Annotated in this window: 14 protein-coding genes; 6 read left to right on the top strand and 8 right to left on the bottom strand. The window is 32.8% G+C overall.

What is annotated here, in order from left to right; translation table 11 throughout:
- Nucleotides 1-14: 14 nt before the first annotated feature.
- The 6 genes from KMW28_RS20520 (at nt 15) to KMW28_RS20495 (ending at nt 7,317) form a co-directional block, all read left to right on the top strand.
- Entirely contained in the window at nt 15-1,265 is a 1,251-nt protein-coding gene (locus KMW28_RS20520) for an alkaline phosphatase family protein (RefSeq protein WP_169665676.1), read from the top strand.
- 160 nt (nt 1,266-1,425) lie between these two features.
- Nucleotides 1,426-3,258: a helix-turn-helix domain-containing protein gene (locus tag KMW28_RS20515; protein ID WP_169665674.1), complete on the top strand. Its 1,833-nt coding sequence runs from the start codon at nt 1,426-1,428 to the stop codon at nt 3,256-3,258.
- A 329-nt stretch (nt 3,259-3,587) separates the two neighbouring features.
- Entirely contained in the window at nt 3,588-5,021 is a 1,434-nt protein-coding gene (locus tag KMW28_RS20510; protein WP_205958218.1) for an alpha-amylase, read from the top strand.
- 72 nt (nt 5,022-5,093) lie between these two features.
- A complete protein-coding gene (locus tag KMW28_RS20505; protein ID WP_169665670.1) occupies nt 5,094-6,041 on the top strand; it encodes a hypothetical protein in 948 nt (315 codons plus the stop codon).
- Nucleotides 6,042-6,109: 68 nt separating this feature from the next.
- Nucleotides 6,110-6,850: a transporter family protein gene (locus tag KMW28_RS20500; protein WP_169665668.1), complete on the top strand. Its 741-nt coding sequence runs from the start codon at nt 6,110-6,112 to the stop codon at nt 6,848-6,850.
- Nucleotides 6,841-7,317 (top strand): DUF6549 family protein, encoded by a 477-nt coding sequence (locus tag KMW28_RS20495; protein ID WP_317171286.1) that lies wholly within the window; start codon nt 6,841-6,843, stop codon nt 7,315-7,317. Before KMW28_RS20500 ends, KMW28_RS20495 begins: the two co-directional genes overlap by 10 nt.
- Before the next feature lie 71 nt (nt 7,318-7,388).
- Here KMW28_RS20495 and KMW28_RS20490 read toward each other — a convergent pair whose 3' ends face one another.
- The 8 genes from KMW28_RS20490 to KMW28_RS20455 all read right to left on the bottom strand — a co-directional run bounded on the left by KMW28_RS20490 (nt 7,389) and on the right by KMW28_RS20455 (nt 18,693).
- Nucleotides 7,389-8,219 carry a hypothetical protein gene (locus tag KMW28_RS20490; protein WP_169665666.1) on the bottom strand — a complete coding sequence of 277 codons (831 nt, stop codon included), beginning with the start codon at nt 8,217-8,219 and terminating at the stop codon, nt 7,389-7,391.
- Nucleotides 8,220-8,316: 97 nt separating this feature from the next.
- Nucleotides 8,317-8,961: a TMEM175 family protein gene (locus tag KMW28_RS20485; RefSeq protein ID WP_169665665.1), complete on the bottom strand. Its 645-nt coding sequence runs from the start codon at nt 8,959-8,961 to the stop codon at nt 8,317-8,319.
- A gap of 212 nt (nt 8,962-9,173) precedes the next feature.
- Complete coding sequence (locus KMW28_RS20480) at nt 9,174-10,379, bottom strand: arginase family protein (RefSeq protein WP_169665664.1); 1,206 nt, start codon at nt 10,377-10,379, stop codon at nt 9,174-9,176.
- Nucleotides 10,380-10,405: 26 nt separating this feature from the next.
- Nucleotides 10,406-12,010, bottom strand: a complete 1,605-nt coding sequence (locus tag KMW28_RS20475) for an MFS transporter (RefSeq protein WP_169665663.1) — start codon at nt 12,008-12,010, stop codon at nt 10,406-10,408.
- 144 nt (nt 12,011-12,154) lie between these two features.
- Nucleotides 12,155-13,639 carry a carbohydrate porin gene (locus tag KMW28_RS20470; protein WP_169665662.1) on the bottom strand — a complete coding sequence of 495 codons (1,485 nt, stop codon included), beginning with the start codon at nt 13,637-13,639 and terminating at the stop codon, nt 12,155-12,157.
- Nucleotides 13,640-13,675: 36 nt separating this feature from the next.
- Nucleotides 13,676-14,929, bottom strand: a complete 1,254-nt coding sequence (locus KMW28_RS20465; protein ID WP_169665660.1) for a hypothetical protein — start codon at nt 14,927-14,929, stop codon at nt 13,676-13,678.
- Nucleotides 14,930-15,159: 230 nt separating this feature from the next.
- Nucleotides 15,160-17,220: a sigma 54-interacting transcriptional regulator gene (locus KMW28_RS20460; RefSeq protein ID WP_169665658.1), complete on the bottom strand. Its 2,061-nt coding sequence runs from the start codon at nt 17,218-17,220 to the stop codon at nt 15,160-15,162.
- Nucleotides 17,221-17,457: 237 nt separating this feature from the next.
- On the bottom strand, nt 17,458-18,693 hold the full coding sequence (locus tag KMW28_RS20455) for a tyrosine-type recombinase/integrase (RefSeq protein WP_169665656.1): 1,236 nt from the start codon (nt 18,691-18,693) through the stop codon (nt 17,458-17,460).
- Between the last annotated feature and the right edge of the window lie 167 nt (nt 18,694-18,860).

The following is an 18,860-nucleotide window of genomic DNA, read 5'->3' as shown; positions in this document are numbered from 1 at the left end:
AACAAAAATCAATTATGAAAAACTATACACTAGGGTTGATATCACTAATACTAACATTATTTGTGAGCTGCCAACCAACAGAAAATAAATCAAATAATATTTCAGAAAAGGAAAGAAAAGTAGTCTACATCATTGTTGATGGCATTCCAAATGATGTTGTAGAGAAAGTACATACACCTAATTTAGATAGTATTGCTGCAAAAGGAGGTTATACACATGCGTATGTTGGTGGAAAAAAAGATGGTTATTCGCAAACACCAACAATTTCTGCAGTAGGATACAATTCGCTGTTAACGGGTACTTGGGTAAATAAACACAATGTTTTTGGAAACGGAATCAAAGCACCTAATTACAATTATACATCACTTTTTAAGTTGGCCAAAGAACAAGAAAGACCTTATTCTACTGCAATTTATTCAACTTGGTTGGACAATAGAACTAAGTTAATTGGTGAGGGTCTAGCTGCTACAGGAAATGTAAAAGTAGATTATGCTTTTGATGGTTTTGAATTGGATACTGTCAATTTCCCAAAGAAAGAAAACAACTTGCAGTACTTCGAAATCGATGAAAAAGTGAGTAAAGAGGCAGGGCGTTATATTAAAGAGAACGCACCTGATTTTTCATGGGTGTATCTTCAATACACAGACGATGCGTCCCACCGTTTTGGCGATGGTGATTATTTCTATGAGTATGTTACAAAAGCGGATGCTCAAGTGGGTAGAGTTTGGGACGCTGTGAAAGAAAGAGAAGCAAAGTATAACGAGGAATGGATGATTGTAGTGACAACAGATCATGGTCGTACAGCAGAAACAGGACATCATCATGGTGGTCAATCTGAGCGCGAAAGAGCGACTTGGATTGTGACGAACCAAAAGCCAAATAAGTATTTTGATTATGGCACTCCAGGTGTGACTTCTATCTATCCATCTATCATCAATTTTATGGGGTGGAAAATGAAAGACGAACAAAGAGAAGAGTTGGATGATGTCGCTTTTTATGGTGAAACTGATTTCTTTGGATTGGATGCATCATCAAAAAATAACAAAACAACCATTACATGGACGCCATTACAAAATGGAGAAGCGGAAGTGTTGGTGACTACCACAAATAATTTCAAAACAGGTGGTGCAGATCAGTATACGTCTTTGGGTAAAGTTAACTTAAAAGACAAATCATTTACTTTTGATAATCAAGGAGATTTTCAAAAGATAGTTCTGAAATCGAAAAATACGGTAACGAATACTTGGACTGTGAAAGAAGAGTAACAATCCTAAAACTTTCATATTTCGAGAAATGAAGTAGTAGAGACCTATCTTTTTGGTAGGTCTCTTTTTGTCGTTTTTGATAGATAATATGGTGTAAGTTGTTATCAAATAACCTAAGGATAGTATATTGTTGTCAACTATCAATAAACACGCTATGACAATGAATTATTATCGACTAATTACTTATTTCACTTCCATCCTATTCTTCTGTCAAACACTTCAGGTGGATGCTGTCAACTTTGTGATCAAAAATTTGCCTTTGCATCATCCCCATAATGAAACACTCTTTTTGGTGGGGTCTTTTAATGCATGGAATCCATCTGATCAGAAATACCAGTTTTTTAAAAATGAAGAGGGACAATGGATGGTTACTGTTCCCGATCAGCTCAACGCTTTTGAGTATAAAATAACCCGAGGCGATTGGTCGAAGGTAGAGTCCACACAAGATGGCAAACCGAAGGCTAACCGAGTTTTTATATCAGAAAATGAGTCGGATACCGTGTTTATTGATATACTCGGATGGGAAGATTTGGCGGGGCAAACGACGATTATTTTACATGAAATCCCTTCCTCCACTCCTTACGAATCCAAGTTCTTTCTAGCAGGCGATTTTAACGATTGGGATCCTGCAAATACCAATTATCAATTTAATAAAGATGAAAACGGCTTGTACACTTTTACTTTGCCTTCATCAATTGCTGATTTCGAATTTAAAGTCTCGAGAGGAAGTTGGTCGACGATTGAGTGTTTGTCTAATGGCCGTTATCGTCCTAATAGAGTGTATCATCATACCTCAAAAGGGCCCGAACAAATTATTGTTTCGGTCGACGATTGGGAAGATGTCTTTAAAGGTCATTTTTGGGAATTACCTCAACTTACTCAGTTTCTTTTATTCCATCTTTTTTTACTGACGATTTATATTCTTTGGATGAATCACGGGCATCATCAATTAAAATTAACGTTGATGATATTATTATCGGGTTTATCCACAGTGACACTTTATTGGACATCTTACTACTTGCCCACAAAAAATGCTTTAGGCAGTATTCATCTCTTCCACTATTTGATGATTCCACTTGTTTATTTAATCATAGCCAATGTGCAAGACGATGTATTTAGATCTTTCCAACCCAAGAAATACTTATCGGTAATATTCCTTTTAGGGGTGGGGCTATTGGCATCTTTAGGTTGTTACTTGATGCAAGAAGAACCACTTCTATTAATTTTCCATGAGAGAAAATATCCAACGATTAATCTATTGGTAAAAGTATTCTTTGTTTCAACTTCTTTGATTGGGTGGTATTTTTCTAAAAAGCATTTGAAAGAATATAATACTGAGTCTTTACAAGGCAGCACAGTAAAATTGGTCAGAAAAGCTTTTGAGTATTATCAAAAAGTAGGTTTGGTAATTATTATGGCCTTCTTTGGGGCTTTAGTGATTCAGGGCTATTTGGTGTTTTCATTCCAAAATAACTTTGAACTTCAAGACTTATCAGACGAAATCATATGGTATGCTACTTTTACTTATCTGATTTTTATATCGGCTTGGGTCTTTAAATATCATGCATTCATTAAACCTATAGATCAGAAAAGTACCTATCGAAAAGAAGAAATGACATCCACAAATAAAGAGATCGAAGAATTTATTGAGAAGATGACTCAACTTTTTGAAAGAGATAAATTATACACCAAACATGATCTTACTTTAAATGATGTGGCCAACTTATTGGATATACCTTCTCATAAACTGACTAAACTGATTCATCAGGCGTATAAGAGGAATTTTTCGGAGTTAGTCAATGATTACAGAGTGCAGGCATTTACTAAAAGAGTACTTATTGGAGATGCAGAAAAGTCGACCCTATTAAGTATTGCTTATGAAGTCGGTTTCCAATCGAAAAGTACGTTCAATAGAGCTTTTAAAAAGTCAACAGGTGTAACACCGAAAGAATACATGCAGAAATCGGCTGTCAAGAAAATTTTAGAGGATTGATTTTCGGGTTAAACATCAAATACTCTTTTTGGAAAGTGATTTTTATAGTGTCGGATAAAAAATAATACGTCCCAATTATATAAAATGTAAATTTTACGTGAAAAACATCAATCAATTGTAAATCAGTAATTTAATAGTGTCAATTAATTAAATTGATACTTTATTTTTGATGCTATTCATTTCAATTTTTGAATCTTAGACGATTCCAATAGGTGCATTAGGTTAAACTTGTAACATCAAACGAGCGATCGCATTTAAATAAAATTTGACTTATTGTTTAACCTTAATCTGAGAGGAAATTCTCAGAACTTTAGTTTAGTGAAATGAAAATGAAAACTACTAGATTAGGCCTATTGTCCGCTCTCTTAATAGGCAGTTTCTCTTGTACGCAAGTATTTGAGGAAGACGAAAACTCAATACCAGCTCATGAACCAAAAGCCAATATGGAGATGCAGGTGACCACTCACGATGGTGCTCCATTTACTACCGATGAGTCTTCCAACAAAAGATATTATGATAGTCCAGGTGGCCCAGTGATGATGCAGGCATTTTATTGGGATGTTCCAGCAGGAGGAACTTGGTGGAATACTGTAAAAGGAAAACTGAATAACTGGAGTAACCAAGGAATTGGATCGATTTGGCTGCCACCAGCTTCAAAAGCACAGAATGGTCCATTCTCTATGGGTTACGATCCTATGGATTATTTTGATTTTGGAGATTATAATCAAAATGGTTCAACAGAAACACGTTTTGGATCGGGTGCTGAGCTTCGATCATTAATTGGTGAGGCACACAATCAAAACATGCAAGTGTATGCTGATATTGTGATCAACCATAATAGTGGTGGTCAATTAGAGGCGAATCCTTATACAGGTACAGATACATGGACGAAATTCCAACCGGCATCTGGTAAATTCAACAGAACATACAACGATTTCCATCCGAACTTAGATGCCAACAATGATGAAGGTATTTTTGGTGGATACCCAGATCTTAGTCACGTAAAAGGATACGTACAGGATTGGTTGTGGAAAAGCAACGAAAGTGTGGGTAAATACTACAAGAACAATGTAGGTTTTGATGGTTGGAGATTTGACTATGTAAAAGGCTTTGGTGGCTGGGTCGTGAAAGATTGGGTAAATCATGTTGGTGGTTTTGCTGTAGGTGAAATGTGGGATGGAAATGCAAATACTTTAAAGTGGTGGGTAGATAACACCGATAGAAAAGCATCGGCTTTCGATTTTGCAGCATATTATGCTATGGACAGAGCATTTGATGGTAACAACTTAAATGAGTTGAACAGCGATATGCTTTGGAAAAAAGATAGCTATAGAGCAGTAACTTTTGTGGCGAACCACGATACGGACGAAATCTGGAGAAAGAATCTAGCATACGCATACATCTTAACACATGAAGGCTACCCTTGTGTCTTCTACAAAGACTACGAAGATTGGTTGGATCGTGGTATGATGGACAACTTATTATGGATTCACAAAAGCTACGCAACTGGTAATACATCTATTCTTCATGTGGATAATGACGAGTACATTATGAGAAGAAATGGATACAATGGAAACCCTGGCTTAGTGCTATATATCAATAACTCTGACAACTGGCAAGAACGTTGGATTCCAACGAATTGGAGTAGTCAACAAATTAAGGATTACACAGGACATTCAAATTGGGAACCGTGGACACAAGGTGGGACTTGGGTGAAAATCCAATGTCCTCCGAGAAGTTATTCAATTTGGTCTACTAAGTAAACCGAACGTAATAATCATTTCAAGTATCGAGTACCCAGATGATTTCTGGGTGCTCCTTTTATCTTCATTTTTATGAGAGTCCTCTATATTTTTTTATTGATATGTTGTGGTTGTCAGATCAATCAAAAGACTACTTCCAAAGTAATTTCTGATAATATCTGGGAGTATCAAGCAGAGAAAAATACATTAGACATGCACGGGAATACATGTGGTATACAATTAATCGCATTGCCGAATCAGCATGAGTTGTCGTATATCGTTTCTTATAAAGGAACAGGCTTCTTAGAACCAATTCGACTTTCGACAACTGACAATCGATTATCTGCAGTATTGTTAGAAGATAGAATTTGGATTGAACAGGATACGATTATTCATCAAACGGTTCATCCATCAAATAATTCTCCTAATTATATTAAGACAGATGAAAAGGGACCACTTCGTTTGCTGTATGTTATCAATTACTATGAGGAAGGACAAGCACAACATTTACGTTATCAATTATCAAACGACTCTTATAAAAAGTATTTAAGAGAAAACCCTTATGTGTCATTCAAGAAAAGTTATCAACTATCCATTAAAAATAAAGAACAAGAAACATCAATCAATCAATACTTAAATAACATCTTAGACAAAAAGAGAGGAAAAGGTTTATCTGGAGTAAGATTCTCAGAAAATGAGATGAATGCAGCAGGCTTGATAGCAAAGTTGAATTGCATCTACGACGGAGAAAACCTTCTCCTCGAAATCAAGTGGATGAATCATACAGAATTGGATTTATGGCATGTATCTCCTTCTCAGTTTATTATGATTGATGAAAATGAAGTCGTTGTGGAATGGCAAGATCAAAAAGAGAAAATGCCTTTTAGAAAGAGCAAGAGGGTCATTTCCAAAACGAAAATAAAATTTGATAGTGCCCCCAGCAAAATCAATATCCCTATCAACAACATCTTGTTTTTTGATGGACAGGCCTACTTTCCTGAAGGAACGGAGTTGGAGTTAGGGGGAGATTTGATTATTTAAACCATTTAGAAATAGGGTTGCGTGATCTAAATTGTCCTTTTCATGATATACGAATACTTATAATTATCATGAAAAAAATTTACATTATCATTCAACTCCTATTTTTGGGTGGTCTTACCTTTGCACAAAATACTGAAGAAGTCATTGATGCATCGAAACCGACGAATTTCTACTCACAAATGGATATTCAATTTGAGCATGCAGGTGCTAGTGATCAATACGGTTTAAGGAATTCATTTATTATCGCTCCCTCTGAAAAACATTTAATTTTAGGTGAACTTCCTATTCTTCATAACACAAGAACAGGAGCAACCGGAATTGGTGATGTGCGATTGCGCTACTTCTATTTACCTTATAAAAACTACGATAAACTTTTAGGCGCCTTCGGTCCTTCTATTGATGTCTATGCACCAACAGGAAATGTGGACAAAGGATTAGGGAATGGCCGTTGGGTAGTGGCACCTGGTTTAACTTTAGGTGTAATGGCCTTTGAAAAGGTACAGTTCTTCCCAATCATTTCTTACCAATACATGTCTGAAAAGGCAGGGATGCTAAATGAAAACGGAGAGAATGTCGCTTTACATGGTATGACTTTCCAGGTGATTACGCCCATTGTATTTAGTCCTAAAATGTATGTGCAAGTCACTCCTATCGTGCAGTTACCAGATTTTCGTAGAGCAGAAACGAATGTAGCTTGTGAAATTCTTTTAGCGTATTCGATAAGAGAAAAGATACAGTTATCAGGTTTTTATAAAGCAGATAAAACTTACGGACAGACTTTTAGAGTGGGGACTACTTTATTTTTCTAATTAAAACCTATAAAAACGATCTTAATCAAACTGTTTATAAAGCCGATGCATTGGCTTTATCCATTAAAACCTTAAAGGAAATTCATCAACAAGATCAGTTTAACTGGCTCCGTAAATACAATGCTTTAAAAACAAAGTTCCAGAACTTAGAAAGTGCCTACCAAGTTTCCTTTCAAGCCAACCAAAAGATAGAAAACCTGATTATTAAGGATACCATTATTCATATAGGTGTAGATACCTTAGAAACATATAAAACCATTCAATATCAAGATGAATATTTAGCTCTAGAAGTATTATTGGATTCTTCTCGAAATGCTACCGTTGAGTATAAAGTAGATGTACCTATTGAAGTCGTAGCCTATTGGGAAAGAAAATGGTTTTTGGGTAAGAAGAAGTGGAAATGTGAGGTGGTTAATGGGAATGAGAATGTGAGGGTGGAAGAGGTGTTATCGATTAGTATAAAATAGGGGGTAATATAAAGTGAAATATTTAAGTAAGACCCCCTATTTATTTAAGAAATGTTGATAGTTTTTTGTGATTAAGGAAATATTACTGCAACATTCAATCGGGTCATAAATGATGCTGATCCTTCTGGTTTCACAACGTTCCAATAAGGTCCTACCCCTAATTCTAAACCATATCCATCAGCCATTCCCCATGATCTATTTACTGATAAACCAAGTGGTAACGTTAATTCATTATTTTCAGAAGCAGACCAATTGTATGAAACCTGGTTATTGTACGCGACAGATAAACCTGGCTTACTTGGGAAGTTATAGAATATCATTGGCTGAAAAATACTTGTACTAAACTGTTCATCAAATCCCCAAAGATGTCCTGCTATAAAAGCAAATGCGAAGTTACCCGCTCCACCTACTGCAACACCAACAGGTCCAGAACCCCAACCAGGCCCCGCTAATTTTTCATTAGTTCTAGTTTTTAATGAAAACATAGGTCCTATTCCCCATTTCCAAGCACCATCAGTTTTAGGAGAGAAAAAGAATTGAGTAATCATATCACTCAGTCCCCATGTTGGACTTGTAGTATTAGAAATTGGTTCTCCGACAACAGGAGTTTGAGCTTGAGGAGCTAAACCTAAAATAGGGATTACACCTCTTGCTATAAAATTAAAACCCGCTTTATCAAATGACCATGCCTTCACAGGTTGAATAGAAGAGCTAAAACTAAAATCATTTTCTCCTGTTTTAAACAGAAGGTCATTGTCAGACATTATTGCAGAAATATAAGCTAAAGGATCTTGCATTTTTTTTGCTATTTCAGCATCTGCATTTGTTGGAGCTACTTGACTATATCCTAAAAAGGAAGAAAAAACAAAGATTGAAGTAATGAGTATATTATTAAGTTTCATTATAATATTGTTTATAGAGGAAAATATGATCAGTATTTTGCATTGTTACACGCAAGACATGAAAAATTACATTAAGAGAAAAGTCTTTGAGTAATTCTTAAAGACCTGCTTTTATTTTAGTTTTACCTAACAAGTAATTTGCAAGAGGTACAAAAGCTATCATACCAATTAACCAAATGTTGAATCCAAAATAAGATAGTATTATACAAAAAATTGCAGCAATTGGGTCTGCCAAAATTTCATTGGATAATACTTTTAATCGATTTTCAGATAGTACTTCCTTTAACATTTCATTTTTCTTCGCATGATGTAGACGCCAAAAAGAAAATATACCTAACCCTCCCCAGACTGCACTGAATACAGCTCGAGAATGTGGCTGATCAGAAGTAAACTCAATATTCATTTCTAAATATGGATATAAGCACAATAGAAAAAAGTAACCGAAAGTAATAAGCATCTGGTTCAAGTTTGTATTTTTCATGTAATGACTAATTTCTACAAATTTAAACCAATGTATCATAAGAATTATAAATCCGCAGATGTATGGTAATATAGGTTTATCCCAAAACATTTGATTTTCAATAACTTCTTCTCCATCAATAATCTCAGTTTCTACATCAAAAATCACCAAACCTAAAATAGGAGTAGTTAAGCTAATCGCAAAAAGTAACATTCCTAGGTTTGTAATGTAATCTAAATAAAAAGATAGATCTTGATCATTTAATTTATTAGTTGTTTTCATAATTTTACCATAAAAAATAAATGAGAGTTTTATAAAAAAATTCTATTTTTTCATTTGCATTAATCCAAGACTAAAAGTTTAAAATAACCCTTATTCCAATTACTGAAACAAGGGCCTTATATATTGAAAAGGGTTATTTTCTGTCTTATTAAAGGAGGGAGAGAAGTGAAAGCTCTATGTAAGAACATATAAACTTCTACTCATCTCCATACTTATTTTTTCATATCTTTCTTCCATCTATCCAAGAAGATTTCTCCTGGATAAGTTGCAGAAGTAGAAAGATTAAGGTCCCATTTTGTTTGATTGTATTTGCCATCATTCAAGCGAACCTTAGTATCAACAAGCATACACATATATTCAAAAATTAAAGCTGATACACTGTAAGCTGTTGATCTTGCATTATTATCATGAGAAGGAGCATACTCACAAATATCTGCAGCAAGCAAGTTCAACCCTTTCATTGATCTACTTATTTGCTGTACCTCTCTGAATGTTAAACCAAAGCCATCACGTTGTGTAATACCTCCACCTTGAGTTGGGTCAAGACAGTCGAGGTCACAGGTCATTACCATTGGGCTTTGACCAACACGCTCACGGATCATATCTACATAATATTGACATCCATTTTTCTCTAAATCAAGAGGACGAATGATATTAATACCAAATTTATCAGCTGCATATTGACCAGCTGGAGAATCTATACCAAAACCTCTCATACCAAATTGAAATACTTTTTCTGGATCTACCCAACCATTGTAAATAGCTCTTGGAATTCCTCCTCCATTTACCCAATCAGTATCTATATATCCTCCTACATCATTTGGTAAGAAACAATCTGAGTGACCGTCAAACATAATCGCTCCCATTGATTGTCCTGGGAAATATTTATCTGCAAGCATATTTGCAGTTACCATTGTTCCTCCAAAAATTTCATGATCACCACCAATTCTTAATGGTAATGCTCCATTTTTAGACCATTCTAAAGCATGTTTCATATCCCATTCCAAACTTTGGTTATAATCCATTGAAAATTTATCAATATCTCCTCTGTCAATAACATTGCACATCTCAAAAGGAGCCATTTCCCACTCACCATGAACGGGTGGTATATATTTAGATGCAAATCTTAAATACATAGGAGCATGTCGAGTGTCTCCCATTTCTTGAGATGAGTTAAGATCATATCCAACACCATACATTATAACATCTGCATTTTCTGTGTCTGTTGAAAATGGTGCATGATGAAAACCATACCAAGAAAGGTTTTGTGAAAAAAGATGGGGTACTTTTTCCTCAGCCATTCTCATCCAAAAGTCACGAATTACTTCAGGAGCATCGTAGATATTTGAAGTTTCATTAAAGATTTTTCTAACTTTTTCTAGTTTCTCAGGAGAAACTTTTGATTCACCTTTATACATAATATTAAAAATTTAAATGTGTGTTATTATGATAACTTAGTAGTTGGAAATAAAAGACTTAACCCTATCGCTATAATTAAGAAAAGCCTAATTACCCACATTGTTTGAGTAATAGCATACTTACCACTTTCAAAATCTATTTGATCAAAATAGTCTTTTGATTCTTTACTGAGAGTATTGTAGTAAGAAGATGATTTTACTGTAGGACCATCATTAATTTGATCCTCTAATTTGATGACTAATTCTGTTTTTTCTTGATCAGTTAGGTGTTTTTCTTCTATGGCTAATTGATTATCGATAAAAGAAGAATACCACATACCTAATACAATTGTACTGATTAGAGCAATACCAAAACCTCCTCCTATTGCTTCTTTAAAAGTTTCAGCTATACCAGAAGCCTCACTAGCTTGGCTAATATCTACTGATGATAATGTAAGGTTAGCAATTTGTGACATTACTAAGCCAGCACCAGTACCAAATACTATTAGTGGCATTGTTAATGAAATTTCACCAATCTGACTTCCTATTCCTCCTAATACTAAGAAAGTACTAGCTACAATGATGATAAAACCACTTATGATAATGTATTTAGGAGCTATAAACTTTCCGAGATTTGGGGTAAATAAAGCAACAACTGCCATTGTAGCAGTACCTGGTAACATTGTTAAAGCAGTCTCACTAGGTCCATATGCATTAATTGATTGTAAAAATAAAGGTAAGATGAAGGATATACCTGGAATTACAATATATAGTATGGTCTGTGAAAATAAACCTGCTGAATAAACTTTATTTGAAAATATTGAAGGATCAATTAATGGTTCTTTTCCTGTGTTTATCAGTTGTTTTGTCCTTGTCATAAATAAGTACATAAAAACAATAGCAATTATCATAACTAAAACTACGACTGATAAACCCGCTAATGGTAAGATTGTACCAAAAAGTTCAAATGGTCTTTTTTCAATGATAAAACCATAAGTTCCTCCCATCATCATACCAATTAAGAAAGTAGCTAATCCTAAAAAGGAAAGAAGAACACTTGGAAAATCAATTTTAATTGAACTATCTTTTTCAGATTCCTGTACTTTAAAAGCTAATAAAATGGTAACCAAGGCTAAAACAGGTGAGATACTCATTGCATATCTCCATGAAATTTGATCTGCTAAAAAGCCAACTCCTATTGGCCCTAGAGTCACCGCTAAAGAAGCAACTGCACCGTATACACCAAATGCCATTGCTCTTTGTGTACCTTGGTAATAATATGTGACCATAGCTACAGTTGTAGGTACGATCAAAACCATTCCCAATGGCCAAATAAATCCCCAAGCCATTACAAAAATGGATTCATTGGGACTAATTAAGGCGATTATTGCTCCTGTAATAAAAATCACTAAACCAATAATTAATGTCTTTTTCATCCCAATTTTAGCTCCAATTTTACCTGCTGTAATCATTAGTGATCCACTCACCAACGATGCTAATACTAAAGATAATTGGATAGTACTCACTGTAGTATTTAAGTCTTCATATACCTTTTTTATTACTACATTAATTCCTGAAGCAAGAAAATATAAGGATAGCATAGCAAGACATACTACAATTAAAGGCATCCAACTTTGTTTTTCGTTTTTCATATTTTTAGTTTAATTATTTTTCAAAAACAGTTGATTATAAGTAGATTAGGTTAAAATCGTGTGCTTAATCATACATGTTCAATAGTATTGCTTCTTTAACTCACTAAGATTTGATTACTAAGTTTTTACAGTTTAGCGAACAGATTAAATATTAAAGATATATCGTGCATTCATTACAGGTACAATAAATTTATTTTGTAGCTTATTGGCAGCATTGATATAGAATTGAAAGTCTGCTGTAATATGAGAACTTTCTGTAAATTGAAACCTATAGAAAGTATCAACAAAAAATTCATCTCTCATTGTATCATCAGAAGTATCTGAATAACCTAAAGCTAATCCTAAGCCATCATTTCTATTATCAAAAGCATGATCTATATTCAATCCTATTGCTATTTGTTGTTGTACTGTTGATATTGTTGGGTTTGATTGATGTATTTGAAAATAAGCACCCGTATATGGTGTAAATCCTTTTGGTGTTAATTCTTGTTGTAATAAAAATGTAAAACCATAACCTGAAGTGATTCCTTCTTGTTCATATTTATAAAGATGATGCATTCCCAAAGAAACCCTTCCTTCTAAATGATTACTTAATGTATAAACGTAACCAAGTTCCGTTGCTACAAAATAGTGATTCCTGTTCCATATTGAAAAGTCAAATCCTGCATCTTCTCCAGATGGATTTGTGGAGACAACATTCAAGTATAAATTGTTATTTAAATAAGCTTGAACAGCAAATCCAGGTTTTGTACTATTTCCTCCACCATCAGGTAAAACAGACCCTCCATTTACCATATTATTCGTCATCCTTGTTAATTCATCATCTGCAAATGTGTTAAAAGCATAATAGTACCAAGGTGTGATTCTACCTACTGCAACCAATATTCTATTATTAAATAAACCTTGTGTAATATACATGTCACCAATAATTGGATCACTTGGACCATTTGTTACATTACTGATAACTTCGGAACCAACTATATCTTTCATTTCAGGTGCATCATAAAATAAATTATACTTATAACCTATTTCAAAGGATAAATTTGTTACACCTACTTTATTACTTGTCAAAAGCCAATTTGAGTAAGCTTCTGCACCAACAAATCCTGTCCAGTTTGGTTTACCTTCTAATGCATAAGGAGTGTAACCTACATACGATGCGGCTAAGATGTTTGTAGAAAAACCATATTTTAAAATGGTATGTCTTTCCATTACACGTAAAGGAGTCCATACTTTTTTAAAAGGAGAACTTACTAATGGATCTGTACCGTAAAAACTAGGAACTGAATAGGCTATGTTTTTACTTCGTCCTTTTTTGTCAGTATATTTTTTATGGTTTATTAAATTATAATCCGAAGGTGTTGCAGGTGCTGAATTCCAATAATGTATAAAAGCATATTCATCTTTATCAAGTGTCATTGGAAGGATTTGTTTCTCTACCAATAAGTCTAAATCACTTTCTCTAAAAAGAGGTCTTAATGGGAAAATATAATGAGTTGAATCCAATATTAACTCTTGATTATATTGTTGTCCAAAAAAAGATCTTTTTCTAAAATAGGATTGTTGAGCAAAAACTTCATTTTTAACTACAATACTCAATACCAACAATATGATTATCTTATAAAACATCTGATCTTCTAAACCAAAGAATTAATTTTATAGTTTTTAAAATATTGTTCTTAATCTCATTCCTATTAGAAATGCATTATCTCTATCAGTAGGAAGTGCTTTTGATCTATCAAAATAGTATTGAGCATCTACCGTAAAATCTGTACGATATGTCAACAACCATTTGTAATACATATTAATCCCTTGATCACTATTATTTAAAGTTGGATCTGATGGATCACCATTTAAATAAGCTATTGATATTTGGTCATAATCCCATCCAAAAGGACCATTTACTGCTAAACCTGCGGCATAAGCCCTTTTAAAGTATCCAAATCTTTCAAAAGATTGGCCATATTTACCATAGACTCCTATTACACTATTAATATCTTGGTGGAAGTTAAATAACAGTCCATATCCAGAACTGACATTATCATAAGCTGTATTATAGTTCATTGTTAATGAATAAAATCCTTCATGATTAGTTCCTCTATTTGGTGTATATCCTACTTCACCTAAATAGACATAATCGCCATCTAAGAAAGAATTAAAATTTGGATATCTTGGGTCACTTTTTTGATCTTGAAAACCTCCCATCACATAAAACTTTCCAAAATCATATTGAAAATTAAAACCTAACGATTTTTGTGAAGTCCATTGAACACCCTCTGGAGAATTTAAAATTCCATTGATAAATGTATCTCTATCATCAGCCATATACTTATTCGTAGCATATAACATATTAGTAAAAAGGTGACCAACTCTTAATTTAAGTTTATGTTTTAGTAGACCTTGCTCAAAAAAGAATGTTCCTAACATCCAAAAGGATTTTGCATCTGCACCTCCAATAGTACCAACGGTTAATCCTTGTTCTGCTGATAATTCTGAAGGAGTAGTCCCTGTGAATCTATATACATTTAGTCCCCAAAATAAGAACTTACTATAGCTGTTTTCATTTTCTGCAACCCTCCAAGATATGATTACATCTTGTTCTGAGTTTCCATGTAAAGCTCCTCCCTTAGTTCCTAATTGATACTCTGGAGAAAAAACTAATAAATAATCAATTCCTTTTGATGAAAGTTTTTGTTTCCATTGATAATACTTAGGGAGGGGAAGTAAACCTTTCCCTAAATGAGGTTCCCAATTAGGGTAAAATTGTCCTGATAATATTTGAAATCTCCCTGGAGGAAAATTATCATCACTGTACTTTGCACTATCTAGTTTATATAATTCCTTTCTTTCAGCTTTTTGTGCAAATACTGATTGAATAACAAGTAGAAAGAATAATGTTATTAAAATATTAAACTTCATTATTATTACTTTAATAGCTTATTGATAAACTTATAATACTGTGTTGAAACGTTGTATATAAGAAATCATATTATTGAATACTACAAAGTTATATAGTGAGTTGTTACATTTAACATTATTCTTATTTTTTTTATTTAAAAATCTGTTTTTCAGTTGTTTAAGCGTGTATATTATATAAAATTAACAATTGTGATAATCGCAATATATTGCGAATCCGTAATATATTGCGATTATTTTCCTTTTTGGATTTCAAGTTTTTTCATCTTGGCCCTTAAAGTACTCTCTTTAATTCCTAAAATAACTGAAGCACTATTCTTTCCGCTGATTTTCCAATTTGCAAATTGTAAGACTTTTAGGATATGTTCTTTTTCTGTTTCTAATAGAGTTTTAAAACCTTCATTTTCAATTTTAGGAGGCTCTTCACTAATTACCTCTTTAAGGATTAACTTTTTTCCTGGACTTGTTAATACTGCTCTTTCAATCACGTATTTTAATTCTCTTATATTTCCTGGCCAATTATAAGATTGAAGTTGTTTAATTGTTTTTAAGGTTACTGTCATTTCAGGAATGCCAGCTTGACTGCATGCATCAAAAATAAACTTTTCCACTAAAAGAGGGATATCTTCAATATGGTTCATTAATGATGGAATATTTAATGAATATAAATTTAAACAGTAATAAAGATTATTATCAAATTTACCTTCTTCGACAAGTACCTTTAAATCTTTAGATGTAGTTACTATTAATCTAACATTACTTGCATAAATACTTTTTTCTCTTCTTGATGCTAAGAAATCATATAGGTGAATTTGATCTTTTAAGGATAATCCACTTACTTCATTGATAAGTAATGTACCATTATCTAACATTTCAATTAATCCTGTTTCTTCAACAAGATTACCATCTTTGAATGATTTTCTTAAGAAATTAAATAAAGAACTTTGACCTTGATAATTACAATTGAAAGTAGTGAACGGTCTATCTTTTCTATTACTTATTTTTACTAAAGTGTTAGCAATAAACCTTTTTCCTACACCAGTTTCACCTTCTAATAAAACTGTATTAGATAAGTTTCTAATTCTATATATCTCGTCAATTACTTTTTGATATGATTTATTTTTGGTTTGTAGTATTGAGTCATTATTTTTTTTGTTTGAATCATATTTTAGAAAAATATTTTCTTTTGTAAGTTCGTTTTTTACTTTTTCTAACTCCTTTAAAGTAAGTAGTAATTGTTTTTCATTTAATGTTTTATCAGTAATATCATAACCTATATAGTAATTCAGATTGCCTTCAGAAGTATTTAATTTAATTTTAGTAATAGATAATATTGCTTCTTTTATATTACCAACCTTTAGAGTTGTAATTATTGTGTTTTGAGTAACTGATTTTTCTAAATTGACTAAATACTCTTTGATATTTTGACCATATACATCCATACCATAGAAGTATTTTTTTTTTGTGAAAGTATTTAAATAGATGATTTTTCCATCAGTATCTTGACCAATAATAAACAACTCTACTGATTCAATAAGGTCAGAAAACTTTTGATTTGCTTCGATTAGTTTTTCATTAGTTTTTAAGTAATCAGTTATCTTAGAAGCATACTCATAATTAAATAGAATGACAATAGGTATTACAGCATAATCAGTTATAAAAATTGATGAAATTAGGCCGATATCAATTAAACTATCATAAAGGTTGGATGAAATAAATATGATCAACAATGATATGATAATGTGAACTTGTTGTTTTTCCTTTTTTCGGTAATTATAGATTAATATTGAGAAATAATAGAGAAATATAGAGATAAAATACCAAACCATGAAAAATGGATAAAAGACATTAATCTTTCCTTCAGGTAAATAATAATCTTCAATAAATGTTGAATTACTCAAAGTTTTAAGAGCTAATATTTCCTGATATACAATACCATTTTTTAGTGTAAGATGTATTAATGCGGTTATGACAATACTGCAAATTGCTAAATAATAAAAAAACTTATTCTTAATGTCTTTATTAAACTCTTGAGTTAGAATAATAATCAAAAACATCAATATAAGATAGATTAAAAAGAAAAGATTATAATAGCCTAAGTGCTTGATGGGATCATTTGTTAAGTGGCAATAACCCGATAATAAAACAAAAACGGCACTTAATAATGCTATAGAAAATAATAATACATTGATATAATTACTCTTATTGAGAATAATTATAATAAGTTGTATTAAAGCTATAGACAGAAAAAATCCTACTAATAGATTATTAAGGTATTCTAATTGAAAAGGCATAAGAAAACTTAGATTTATTTTTCATAAAAGTAACGTTTTATTTGCGAAAAACTTACTTATTACTATTTAACAAGTGAAAGAACCTAACGAAAATAAAACCTATGTTGGTAACTCATTTTCATTAGATTCCACTTGTTAAAACACAACAAGTCACTTGTTAAAGGGTAACAGCTCATATAAAGCAAAAAAGAAATACCTCTATTCTATTTTATAATAAGCTATTAGAGAATTGAAATTTTAGCCTTGAATTAGCTCTGAAGTTGGAAGGTCAAAGATATTCTTTTTGGCTTCCTCCATTTCTCGAATCACTTTGTAATCCTGAACTCTCATATACACTTCTTCAGTAATTCGGGAAGAGCTATGACCACACATGGTAGCAATACTTTCTTTTGACATTCCTAGGTTCAACCATCGGGTAGCAAAAGTTTTTCTACCTACTTTCGATGTGAGATTTTTGTTAATATCCAGTATTGCATCAATTTCTTTGAGGTAGCTATTTAATTTTTCTACTGAAATTCTTGGCATTTCTTCTCCACCATATTTTTCTAATAACTTTTGTCCTAAGTCTGAAAATGGAAGAATGCATGGAATAGCACTTGATTTCTTTGTTTTCTGACGTAAAATGGAAATCATTCTAACTCCTGAGCTACTGATGTAAGTATTTTCACTTGCCTTAAAATTTTGCATTTCTCGGTAATGAAACCCTGTTTCACACATGAAAATCAACATATCAGCTATTTTTTGAATTTTCGAAGATCCAAATTGATACACTTTCAATTTTGAATACTCTCCCTCAGTTAAAACAACAAAATCAACAGGTTCCCCTTCAGGTTTTACTAAAGCTCCCAATGGATCATAGTCAATTTCACCTCTTTGAGCAGCTTCTTTAGTCACTGTTTTCAATGTTCCTACAATCCTAGCTACGGTATTTTTGTTCAAGAACTCATCAAGCTGATTTTTATTTTTCTGATGTTCTAGCCAATTGATAAACTTTCTTCCCCATTGAGGATTTAATTCATTCAGTTTTACTTCTTCTTGTTGTGTTTCCTGCATATACTCATTTACACGAGCTAAACGAACATGGTAATTCCGAGCTGTACCAGCAGAAAGTTTCAACTCTTTTTGCTGGATCGTTTTACTCATCGCACTGGACAGTTTTACTTGAGGAGCTTCTTTTCCCATTAAATCATGTACATAAATGTCTTTGATAGTATTGGGGTGGGGTAGTTCACCATGTTCAATACGGTACTGATTTATTAGGCTCTTTACATCATTTTCAATGATTCTTAGGGTTTGATTGTCTTCAAAGTGATGTCTTCCTTTGATGAATTGGTGCTTGCCATCCCAATTCTTTTTCTCACACCTTACGCCTGTTACAAAGGCATTTGAACGTTGATCGCCTATCACGATTCTTGCTGCAATGGTCACTTCTAGTTTGTTTTTGAGTGGTTTTGATACAAATGAGACTCTCATTTTCTTTAAATTCTTTTTTTCATGGTTAGTAAAAAAATTAAAAAAGTAAAAAAAGTGGTCACTATGGTGAGCTATCCACCAACGTGTCCACATAACATAAAAAGTCTTAACCACTTGATCTCCAATGAGTAGCATTGAAGATTAGATATAAAAAAAGGTCAGAAAAT

It is taken from the genome of Flammeovirga yaeyamensis, assembly GCF_018736045.1.
Taxonomy (GTDB): Bacteria; Bacteroidota; Bacteroidia; order Cytophagales; family Flammeovirgaceae; genus Flammeovirga; species Flammeovirga yaeyamensis.
The sequence above is the reverse complement of the archived record's forward strand: the minus strand, read 5'-3'. Positions and strand labels throughout refer to the sequence as shown.